10 protein-coding genes and 1 pseudogene are annotated in these 11149 nt (G+C 33.8%); all 11 read left to right on the forward strand.

All coding sequences use genetic code 11. The features are described from left to right. Positions 1-485: 485 nt before the first annotated feature. The 11 genes and pseudogenes from AAIE21_RS28620 to AAIE21_RS29740 all read left to right on the forward strand — a co-directional run bounded on the left by AAIE21_RS28620 (position 486) and on the right by AAIE21_RS29740 (position 10906). Positions 486-1319 carry a histidine racemase CntK family protein gene (locus tag AAIE21_RS28620; RefSeq protein WP_343269786.1) on the forward strand — a complete coding sequence of 278 codons (834 nt, stop codon included), beginning with the start codon at positions 486-488 and terminating at the stop codon, positions 1317-1319. A 28-nt stretch (positions 1320-1347) separates the two neighbouring features. Further along, positions 1348-2142 carry a class I SAM-dependent methyltransferase gene (locus tag AAIE21_RS28625; protein ID WP_343269787.1) on the forward strand — a complete coding sequence of 265 codons (795 nt, stop codon included), beginning with the start codon at positions 1348-1350 and terminating at the stop codon, positions 2140-2142. A gap of 30 nt (positions 2143-2172) precedes the next feature. Next, on the forward strand, positions 2173-3489 hold the full coding sequence (locus AAIE21_RS28630; RefSeq protein WP_343269788.1) for an opine metallophore biosynthesis dehydrogenase: 1317 nt from the start codon (positions 2173-2175) through the stop codon (positions 3487-3489). Between the two features lie 161 nt (positions 3490-3650). After that, complete coding sequence (gene cntA, locus AAIE21_RS28635; protein WP_343269794.1) at positions 3651-5273, forward strand: staphylopine-dependent metal ABC transporter substrate-binding lipoprotein; 1623 nt, start codon at positions 3651-3653, stop codon at positions 5271-5273. 62 nt (positions 5274-5335) lie between these two features. Next, positions 5336-6268 (forward strand): nickel/cobalt ABC transporter permease, encoded by a 933-nt coding sequence (opp1B, locus tag AAIE21_RS28640; RefSeq protein ID WP_343269789.1) that lies wholly within the window; start codon positions 5336-5338, stop codon positions 6266-6268. After that, positions 6269-7165, forward strand: a complete 897-nt coding sequence (cntC, locus tag AAIE21_RS28645) for a staphylopine uptake ABC transporter permease subunit CntC (protein ID WP_343269790.1) — start codon at positions 6269-6271, stop codon at positions 7163-7165. Positions 7166-7169: 4 nt separating this feature from the next. Then, on the forward strand, positions 7170-7985 hold the full coding sequence (gene cntD, locus AAIE21_RS28650; protein WP_343269791.1) for a staphylopine uptake ABC transporter ATP-binding protein CntD: 816 nt from the start codon (positions 7170-7172) through the stop codon (positions 7983-7985). After that, positions 7979-8725, forward strand: a complete 747-nt coding sequence (locus AAIE21_RS28655; RefSeq protein WP_343269792.1) for an ABC transporter ATP-binding protein — start codon at positions 7979-7981, stop codon at positions 8723-8725. Before cntD ends, AAIE21_RS28655 begins: the two co-directional genes overlap by 7 nt. An 89-nt stretch (positions 8726-8814) precedes the next feature. After that, the gene (gene cntE / locus AAIE21_RS28660; RefSeq protein WP_343269793.1) at positions 8815-9987 is read left to right on the forward strand and encodes a staphylopine family metallophore export MFS transporter CntE; all 1173 of its coding nucleotides are present in this window, start codon (positions 8815-8817) and stop codon (positions 9985-9987) included. A gap of 337 nt (positions 9988-10324) precedes the next feature. After that, positions 10325-10602, forward strand: a pseudogene (locus AAIE21_RS29735) (DDE-type integrase/transposase/recombinase). A gap of 67 nt (positions 10603-10669) precedes the next feature. Then, on the forward strand, positions 10670-10906 hold the full coding sequence (locus AAIE21_RS29740; protein WP_481858724.1) for a hypothetical protein: 237 nt from the start codon (positions 10670-10672) through the stop codon (positions 10904-10906). Positions 10907-11149: the final 243 nt, after the last annotated feature.

The following is an 11149-nucleotide window of genomic DNA, read 5'->3' on the forward strand; positions in this document are numbered from 1 at the left end:
ACATCAGGCTGATAATGCTTCCACTTGAATACATGTTCCTTTTCCATACCAATCACACCTTTTCTAGAGTAATAGAATCAGTATATCCAAGTTTTAGAGATTACTTACACGTATATTAAAGTTTTTGCACCAGAACCATCCCAAAAGATAAGAGATTTTAATACTCTTAAGTACAAAAAACGTCATCCTTTCTAATCTAGCTTGTTTAGAAAGAATAACGTTTTTTTGCTTTATAGATAGTGCAAAAACTTAGCTTTATAGCGATGTATCGATACCCCTTATAGTATATCGATTTTTATGTTGGTGGGTATAAAGTACAGCTTCTAAGTGAAAAAGAAGCAAGTTAAAAAGACTAGAAAGTGTATTGACGCCATCAAAGATTATGATATAATCTATTCCACGGAATGAAAATCGTAATCATTACTATTTAGGTTTTTGTGAAAAAAATAAAATGTAAATAAAAAACAGTGTAAAGGATAGTTGTGATGATACAGGAAATAGAGTTTATAAAATTTAATCCAACTCAAAATATGACGATTCTCGTTAAGACTAATCATCCAGTTAATGAGCATAAGACGATTGCAACAAAAATTATGTCGTATGACAGCGTGTATGCAGAACAAGTAGGATTTATAGAAGAATCTACAAAGTATGAAGCCGACGCACATCTTCAAATGGCTGGAGGTGAGTTTTGTGGTAACGCTTGTATGGCACTAGCAACTTTTATTGCTAATAAAAAAGGACTTCAACATAATGATTTAACAGAAATATTATTAGAAGTTTCGGGAACAGACGAACTCATAGTGTGTCAAGTGAGGAGAGAGCTAGAAGAATATTATTGCCAAGTTACTATGCCCATCCCTAAAGAGATAGAACAGAAAACTATAAAGTATGAAGGAAATGATTTGGACATTGTTATAGTGAATTATCATGAGTCTATTCATATTGTGATAGAAGTAGAGGCTATTAATGAAGCCGTGAGAAAAAAAGCCCAAACATTAGCAAAATCATTGGCATTAACCCTAGACACTAAATTGATAGGTATCCTATTGTATAAATCAAATTCTAATGAATTGGTTCCACTTATCTATGTTCCACATCTTGATAGTATGGTATGGGAACGGGGATGCGGTTCAGGTACTGCCTCTTTAGGAGCTTATTTGGCTTGGAAAAATCAAAAGGGGGTTGTTGCACATGTAAGACAACCTGGTGGAACTATTACTGTTTTTGCCAAATGTCATGAAGAAGAGTTAACAAGTCTTAAAATTGAAGGAGGTGTTGAGATAGTAGCACAAGGAAAAGCTTTTATAACTGTTTAATTATTACATTGTATTGGAGAGAAAATGAATGAATGACTTAGAAAATTTTTTGAAATGTTTGAGTAATTATCGAGAGAAATTTAATGCTTTGATAGGAAGCCATGAACACACTATAAATAATTGTTTGGAGTTAGAGACATTAATAGATGAATACTCACACTTCATTATAAACACGAGGAACAAAGAAATATGGGGAAAATTGCAGCAACAAGAACACTATGATTTGAAGCAACTTGCGGTTTCTTTAAGAGAAAAGTCAGCGTTTTGTGTAGCTATTATGGAAAAATATCGTGCATTGAAGCTTCTAACTGGAGTTGCTGAAATAACAGATTACTTTAAGAATATCGAATCATGTATTGAAAAAGAATTTGGGAGTTTTCAAATTACTTCTGATTCAAAAGTATTACTAGTAGGGTCAGGTTCATTTCCAATGACACCAATATTAATTGCTAAGCGAACTGGAGCAGAGGTTGTTGGCATAGATATTGATGATGAAGCTATCGAACTTGGATTAAACGTTGTAGAAAGACTAGGTGCAGGATTAAATATTAGATTAGAGAGAGTACCAGTAGAAAATCTTGATTTTACAAAAGACGCGACTCATATCATTTTTAGTTCGACCGTTAAAGATAAATATAACATACTAGAACAATTACATACATTAACAAATGAAAATGTAGTCGTAGCTATAAGATATGGTGATCAGTTAAAGTCTCTATTTAATTATCCTTCGAGGGAAGTTGATAAACAAAAATGGAATAAAGTTGATGACATATTGCGTCCAGATGATGTGTTTGATATTGAGTTGTATCAAAAAGTATAACCTGTTTACTTATGAGAAAGGGAGGATTTTATGAGTACTTTTAAGCGTGTCTTAGTATTAGGAACTGGCCCTACATCTATCCAACTTGCTGTAAATTTAAAAAAACAATTGAATAGTGATGTGGGAATTGCTGGAAGAGAATCTGCTCGTTCAGAGAACTTTTTTTCAACTTTTAAGCAAAGTAATCATCTAGTTCGTGTAAGTATTCAAAATGAAAAACATCGAAATATGGAAGGTGAATACTTCGTTGATCAAGTTTTTAAAGGGTATGAAACAATTAAAGGTAATTGGGATACCATTATTCTCTCTGTAACAACGGATGCATATATTGAAGTAATAAAGCAGATTGATATAGAGCTTTTGAAACAAGTAAGGTGTATTGTTTTAATTTCTCCGACTTTTGGTTCAAACAGCTTAATAAGTAATTATATGTATAGTATTAATCCAGAAGCGGAAATTATTAGTTTTTCTACATATTATGGGGATACACGATGGATGCACGACAGCCCTTCTAATCATGTTTTGACAACAGCGGTTAAGAAAAAAATCTATATAGGGTCGACGGATTATCTATCAAAAAATGTCGATATACTCTGTAAAGCATATGAACAATTAGGAATTACTCTAGAAATCATGAAATCTCCAATTGAGGCAGAAACAAGAAATATTTCTTTGTATGTCCACCCACCATTATTTATGAATGATTTTTCGCTAAGTGCAATATTTGAGGATATAGATACCAAAAAATTTGTGTATAAAATTTATCCTGAAGGTCCAATTACACAATATTTAATACATGATATGCTAGCCCAATGGAAAGAAATTATGAGTATTGTAGAAAAAATGAAGATTAAAAGACTTAATTTGTTGAAATTTATGACAGATGACAATTATCCAGTAAGATTGGAAAGTCTATCTCGACAAGATATAGAAAACTTTAATCATTTAGAAAGTATCCATCAAGAATATTTATTGTATATTCGTTATACCTCACTATTAATTGATCCTTTTTCAGAACCAGATAAGGATGGAAAACATTTCGATTTTTCAGCTGTTCCAATTAGAAAAATGTTTGTCAACAGAGAAGGATATTGGGATATCCCGAGAATGCCTAAGGAAGACTATTATCGTATCAAAATAATACAAGGAATTGCAAAATATTTAGGTTTAAATTGTCCAACAATAGATAAATTCATTAAAACATACGAGAGTAAAATTGAAAAAGTTGCCCAATCCTATAAAGGAGAATTATTATCTAACGCATATTTTATTCAAAGTTTCGATGAAGATTTGAATATGATTTGTAGTGAAATAGAAAAAAGTATTGGAGAGAAGATGGTGGAATAATCTTTATCTTAAATAAAATAGACTAATATACCATATAAATCGTAATGATTTCGATTTATCTATTATTCTAATCAATAGGTTTGGAACGTTAATCATAGTTAAACAGCAACAATAAATTACATCTAAATTAAGAAGACTAAAGGGAGAGGAATACTTTGTTGATGAAAAGGTTTAAGTTAGCGACTCTAGTTTTTTTGGCCGTATGCGTTCTAGCTGCCTGCTTTGTAATTTTGAAAAGCTCAGATAGCAAGAAGAAGGAGAGTGATCCTTCAACGAGTAATAAAAAAACATTAACTTATGCAGTATCTAAAGATATTAATGATATGAATCCGCATTTGTATACAGGTTCAATGTCCGCTCAAGGAATGGTATATGAATCATTAGTTGAAAATACAAAAGAAGGGATTAAGCCTTTACTTGCTAAATCATGGGAGATATCAAAAGATGGAAAAATATATACTTTCCATCTAAGGCAAGATGTGAAATTTCATGATGGTGAACTATTTAACGCAGAAGCAGTGAAAAAAAATATTGATGCTGTACAAAATAATGCACAAAAGCATTCCTGGATTAAACTATCAACAAAAATAGTAGCTTGTAATGTGGTAGATGAATATACAGTTGAATTGGTGCTATCAGAAGCATATTATCCAACTCTAGTTGAATTATCTATGACTAGACCTTATGTATTTATATCACCTAAAAATTTTGTTAATGGAGGAACAAAAGGTGGGGTAAATGGCTACAACGGTACAGGTCCATATATTCTCGATGAACATAAAATTGATGAATCCGCAACTTTTAAAGCAAATGAAAACTATTGGGGTGGCTCACCTAAAATCAAGAAGATTACTTCTAAAGTTCTGCCAGCAGGGGAAACAACATTTTTAGCATTACAAAAAGGAGAAGTTAATTTTGCTTTCACAGATGATAGAGGTGCAGACAGTATTGATGTTGAGGCAATGAATCAATTGATTGATTCAGGTAACTATCAAATTGCTAGAAGTGAAGCGATGAATACGAAAATGATTGTGGCTAATAGTAGTAAAACTGATAATCCAGTAAGTGAAAAAGCCGTTCGCGAGGCCATTTGGTACGCTATTGATAGAGAAACAATTACTAAGGATATTTTAAACGATACCGAAGCAGTAGCTAATACACTGTTTTCTTCTAATGTTAATTATGCGGACGTTCCATTGAAGAAACGAGGCTATGATTTAGAAAAAGCAAAAGATATTTTAAAAGAAGCAGGATGGGTATTGCAAGGTGATGCTGTTGTTAGAACTAAAGATGGCAATAAACTAGCAATGAATCTTTATTATGATAGTAATTCTCCTTCTCAAAAAGCAGAGGCTGAATTTATTCAAAGTTCGTTAAAAAGTATAGGTATTCAATTAAAAATTATTGGTGAACAATCAACTTCAATCGCTAATAGAAGATCAACTGGGGACTATGACTTATTATTCAATCAAACATGGGGACTAGCATATGATCCACAAAGTACAATAGCTGGTTTTACCTCCAATGCTTCTTATTTGCATACTACAAGTGGTATTGCAAAGGCAGACGAGCTTTACAGTAAAATTGCTGAGGTTATGGTATCAACTAATGAGGAAGCACGAAAATCATTGTATGCTGAAATTTTAAAAATTGTTCATGAGGAAGCAGTCTTTATTCCAATTTCATATGGTCGTGTCACTGTAGTCGCTCCTAAAAACTTAAAAGGCATCTCATTTAAGCAAACACAATATGAGTTACCATTTGAGAGAATGAACTTTAAATAGGGATATAAAGGGGGATTTCCCCCTTTTATTTATTGATATTTTTTATTCAAAGGAGGTTTTCTATGGGAAGCTATATTATTAAAAGGCTATTAATATCCATTCCTTTACTTTTAGTTATTTCATTGGCAACGTTTGTTTTAATTAATCTTTCCCCTTTAGATCCAGCCGAAATGGTACTACGTGCACAAGATATTCCAGAAATAACAGATGAATTAATTGCGCAAACGAAAGAGAAGTTAGGGCTGGATAAACCATTTATAGAACAATATTTACATTGGACCATTGCTTGTTTGCAATTAGATTTTGGGAATTCATACGTCACAGGAAAACCAGTTTGGTCATTAATAGGGCCAGCCTTTCTAAATACATTAAAACTAACCTTAGTGTCATCTGTTTCCATTATTATTTTGTCAATATTATTAGGTGTGATCTGTGCAATGAAAGAAGGAAGGGTAATTGATAAATCAGTAAGAGGGATTTTATTCTTTCTAACAGCAATGCCGCCATACTTGCTTGCCGCTATTATGATTTGGTATTTTTCTGTAAAATTAGACCTACTACCAACAAGCGGGATGGATTCGTATAAAAGTTATATTCTTCCGGTTATTGTCATCACGGTAAGTTATACAGGCATTTATTTTCGAACTGTTAGAAGTTCGATGTTAAATAATCTAAATGAAGATTATGTACTGTATGGAAGAGCGTGCGGCTTAACAGAGAGGAAAATTATTATACATGTTTTAAGAAATTCACTGCAAGTTGCCGTTTCAATATTTTGTATGTCTATCCCTATTATATTGGGAAGCACAGTAGTGATAGAAAATATGTTTGCATGGCCGGGATTAGGAAGTCTGAGTGTTAAATCTATTCTAAGTAGAGATTTACCGGTCATCCAAGCGTATGTACTCATACTTGCGGTAGCATTTGTGTTGTTTAATATGATTTCCGACATTATAAATGCTGTAATGAATCCTAAATTAAGGAATGATCTATAAGTGAAAATACTAAAATCTTTAAGTGAAGATATGTTGGCCATTATATCTTTGGTAGTCATTGTTGTGACAATTGTTGCTGGTATATTTGCCCCTTTACTTGCGCCACATGATCCCGAGGAAGTAAATATGGGACTTCGGTATGCAACCCCATCGTGGGAATACCTATTCGGTAATGATCAATTAGGGAGATGTGTCTTATCTAGACTAATTTATGGAATTCGTCCTAGCATTCTATGGGTTTTAGTTGCGTTATTGATAATTGTTTTAATTGGAACTATTTTAGGCCTCATAGCCGGTTACTTTAGAGGACGAGTAGATGCTTTTATTATGAGGTTTTGTGATATTATGCTTTCTTTTCCAGGGTATGTTATGGCATTGGCAGTTGTGGGGATTCTAGGCGTGGGTTTTAAGAATATACTAATTGCGTTTATTTTAATCAAATGGGCATGGTTTGCTCGAGTAATCAGAACATCTGTTATGCAATATTCGGAGTTAAACTATGTGAAATTTTCTAAAGCATCTGGTATTAGTGATATACAAATTATATGTAAGCATATTGTTCCTGTTGCATTGCCTGATATAGCGGTTATCTCAAGTAGCTCTATTGGTTCAATGATTTTACAAATATCTGGTTTTTCATTTCTAGGTTTAGGAGTTCAAGCTCCAAATGCCGAATGGGGAATGATGCTAAATGAGGCGAGAAAGATTATGTTCTCAAAGCCTGAGCTAATGTTAGCGCCTGGGTTAGCTATTATTACTTTGGTATCGGCTTTTAATTTTTTATCGGATGCACTTCAGATTGCTTTAGATCCTAAATTAAGAGCTTCTAATAATCATGTTCGAGAAAACGGGATCCCCTTTAAAGATAAGTTCAAAGAAAAAGAGGTGGCAAAATAAATCTATGAATCTGTTAGAAGTCAAAAACTTGAGAATCTGGGATAACAACACTGGTAGAGTGATCATTGATAATAGCTCATTTCATTTAAAATATGGAAGTTGCCTGGCGATCGTGGGAGAAAGTGGCAGTGGTAAATCTGTAACTTGTAGGTCAATTATGAGATTGAATAAATCTTGGATTCATCAATCGGGAGATATTCTATTTAAAGGAGAAAACTTAAATAGTCTTTCTGAGAAAGAGATGAGAAAGAAAAGGGGAAAAAACCTTTGTATGATTCTACAAAATGGCATGAGTGCATTTAATCCTTCCTGTGTGATTGGTGTCCATGTAAGAGAAACACTTGCTCAACATTTTGGTTGGGATAACAGCAAAATAGAGTGGAAAATGAAATATGCCATGGAAAGTGTCATGTTGAAAGATCCGATAGAGATTATGAATAAGTATCCATACCAGCTATCGGGTGGAATGCTGCAACGAATTATGATTGCGTTGGCATTAGTATTAGAGCCCGACATTATCATTGCTGATGAGCCGACCACAGCACTAGATACAATTTCACAATTTGAGGTCGTTGAACAATTTATGACATTAAGGGAAAGAATGGGTTGTTCGATGATTTTTGTTTCCCACGATTTAGGTGTTGTAAAAAAAATTGCCGATAACGTTTTGGTGATGAAGGATGGGAGAGTTATTGAAAGAGGAGATATCCAAACCATCTTTTCAGAGGCACAACATGAATATACAAGATATTTAGTATCCACTAGATTAGCACTGAGTAATAATTTTAAGAAAATAGTGGGGAGGGGTTCTAATTGTTGAAAGTTGATCGAGTTGAGAAATCCTATAATAAAGGTGGATTCTTTTCTAGAGAAAAGCAGAAAATCTTGAAAAAAGTTAGTTTTGAGTGCAGAAATGGCGAATGTCTCGGTATCATCGGAGAAAGTGGCAGTGGTAAATCAACATTAGGACGTTTGATATTAGGAATTGAAAAACCTGATTGTGGAACAGTTTTATTTGAGGGAAAGCGTGTAGAGGACAGAACAGTGAGGCTAGGTAATATTAGTGCTGTCTTTCAAGACTATACTTCTTCAATTAATCCATTTTTTACTGTTGAAGAAGCAATTATGGAGCCATTAAAAACTCAAAAAAAGGATCGAAAAGAATACAATAGCAAGATTGATAATCTATTAAATGAAGTTGGGTTAAATCCGTCCTATAGAAAGAAATACCCTCATGAGTTATCAGGAGGGGAGATTCAGAGAGTATGTATCGCAAGAGCCATCTCAACAGAACCCAAATGCATTTTATTAGATGAAGCAATCAGCTCTTTAGATGTATCTGTTCAAAAACAAGTGCTTGAATTATTAAAGAAACTCAGAAAGATTTATGATATGAGTTATATTTTTATAACACATGATGTTCAGGCTGCTGCCTATATCTGCGATAGAATTATAATCTTTAAAGATGGTCAGATTGAAGAAATAACCCAGATTGAACAATTAAAGGATGTTCGTTCAGAATATGCAAGGAAATTACTGGGGATGGTAGTAACGTTTTGATATTATCCACGAAAAGTATGCCTCATTATTCGTAGGTATGAAAAGAGTACGCTGCAGTATTCAGAGTTATAGAATTAGGAGGAGAAATTGTGAATGGAGCTATGTCTTGGCCTTTTCTGCGTTTATATATATTAGTTTTTCTTTATTTTAGTGCTAATGCCATATTAAACGTTATTATTCCTTTACAAGGGAAGATATTAGGGGCGAACAATACAACAATTGGTTTGATTATGGGAGGGTATTTATTTACAACTATGTTCTTTCGCCCGTGGGCAGGCCATATTATTCAACAGCAAGGCCCGATAAAAATATTACGTATTATTCTCATTCTCAATGGTTTTGCTTTAATACTGTATACGATTACTGGAATAGAGGGATTTTTAATTGCTCGTATATTACAAGGAGTTTCGACAGCTTTCTTCTCAATGGCATTACAGATGGGTATAATTGATGCGCTGCCAGAGAAGGATCGTTCTCAGGGAATTTCACTTTACTCTTTATTTGCTAATATGCCAGGTATTATTGGGCCCGTAGTAGCATACAGCATTTGGGAGGCTGGAGGAATGGATTATTTTACAGTGGTACTAATAACGATTGCTATCTCTACAGCGATGTTTGGCTATAGTGCTAAAATGGAAAAAAGAAAGAATCAACCTGTTTCAGAAAGTACTGAGCAAGAAGTAAGTATCCTTAAATCTTTTACGCAGTTAATAAAAAATCCAATTTTATTCAAATGCAGTGTGTTGATGTTAGTTGCTTCAATTGTATTTGGAGCTATTACAACCTTTATACCACTATACGCTACACAATTAAAAAGTGGTAATGCTGGAATTTATCTCATGCTTCAGGCGGGTACTGTTGTCTTTGTTCGTTTTGCTTTAAGAAAAAAGATTCCTTCAGACGGTAAATGGCATGCGTCTTTTGTTATGGGGACTATGCTTCTTTTAGCAATAGCTGCACAGTGTGTAAGCTTTTCTATAACGGGTGGTGCAGTTTTTCTCTATATGGGTGCAATTTTAATGGGAATACCTCAGGCACTTCTCTATCCGGCATTAACAACGTATTTGACTTTTGTCTTGCCACAAAAGAATCGTAATGTGTTAATTGGTTTATTTATTGCCATGGCTGATTTTGGTGTTTCGCTAGGTAGTGTTATTATGGGACCAATAGCGGATTTTTCTTCATACTCATTTATGTATATGATTTGTGCTATCTTGGGTGCCACGATGATTTTTTTTGCCTATTATCGACGAACAACATAAAAGGAGCTTTCCGAAGGTTTCATTTATCGCCTTTAAAAAATTAGTTGAATGTGGTTGAACAACATTTTAAGTCTAGAAAATTGGTTCTGTTGCAAAGACTTCAGGATAATTACAATGAATCTATAAATCTCGGACATACATACTATTACTCTAGAAAGGGTGCGGGATTGGTATGGAAATGATGGAGGAACGGGGCTTATCTATTTCTCATACAACGATTATGCGTTGAGTTCATCAGTATGGTCCTGAATTGGATAAATGGATTCGACGTCACCTTAAACAAACTAATGACTCTTGGAGAGCCGATGAAACATATATCAAAGTAAAAGGTCAATGGGTGTACCTGTATCGTGCTGTTGATTCGAAAGGAAACACAATCGATGTTTTTCTAAGCAAAACAAGAAACCAGAAGGCTGCAAAGCACTTTTCAAGAAAGCTTTGCGGTCTTTTTATGTTTCAAAGCTTCGTGTTATAACAGTCAATAAAAATCCGGCTTATCCCAGAGCAATTAAACATTTGAAAAAAGAAAAAAGCATACCTAATGGTATACAACTTAGACAACAAAAGTACTTGAATAACATAGTAGAACAAGATCATCGCTTTATAAAGAAGTGAATCCGTTCTATGCTAGAACTCAAATCTTTTGATACAGCTACTATTCATTCTTTCTGGAGTAGAAGCCATGCATATGATTAAAAAGGAACAGATTGATTTACAGGACCAGTCTGTCCAAAATCAGAAAGAATTTATCCATCAATTGTTTGGACTTGCAGCATTAGATACGATTCCGTTAGGAATATATGCGTTTTATTCTCTTTTATTTTTGCACCAAAACCGATCTTTTCTTATCCAAATTTGCTTAGCGTGGTTTTTTCCGAAATGCTGGCGGTATCTCATCGCTATCAAGCTAATATTTTGAGAAACCTCACATAACAAAAATTTTACCTTTTCACAGTTATTTATAAGAGTTCGGCTCATTTTTTTCGTTTTGGGGAACAATTAACTTCTTAAGTTGATGGGCATGGGGTAGTACCACACATCCATCAACTTAAGGATTTAGACTATTTTTGAAGTTAAAAGCACGTTACTATTCTCTTATGTTAATGAGAAAGGGTGACGTGCTTTTTATGAATATGCATCAAAAACAAGAGTTATCTTTATT

It is taken from the genome of Paenibacillus sp. 102 (genome assembly GCF_039549175.1).
GTDB lineage: Bacteria > Bacillota > Bacilli > Bacillales > Bacillaceae_G > Bacillus_A.

What these genes read in the sequence shown, in the direction of transcription:
- AAIE21_RS28620 (WP_343269786.1), top strand. Translation starts at nt 486, where the DNA reads ATGATACAGGAAATAGAGTTTATAAAATTTAATCCAACTCAAAATATG.
- AAIE21_RS28625 (WP_343269787.1), top strand. Translation starts at nt 1,348, where the DNA reads ATGAATGACTTAGAAAATTTTTTGAAATGTTTGAGTAATTATCGAGAG.
- AAIE21_RS28630 (WP_343269788.1), top strand. Translation starts at nt 2,173, where the DNA reads ATGAGTACTTTTAAGCGTGTCTTAGTATTAGGAACTGGCCCTACATCT.
- cntA (WP_343269794.1), top strand. Translation starts at nt 3,651, where the DNA reads ATGAAAAGGTTTAAGTTAGCGACTCTAGTTTTTTTGGCCGTATGCGTT.
- opp1B (WP_343269789.1), top strand. Translation starts at nt 5,336, where the DNA reads ATGGGAAGCTATATTATTAAAAGGCTATTAATATCCATTCCTTTACTT.
- cntD (WP_343269791.1), top strand. Translation starts at nt 7,170, where the DNA reads ATGAATCTGTTAGAAGTCAAAAACTTGAGAATCTGGGATAACAACACT.
- AAIE21_RS29740 (WP_481858724.1), top strand. Translation starts at nt 10,670, where the DNA reads ATGCATATGATTAAAAAGGAACAGATTGATTTACAGGACCAGTCTGTC.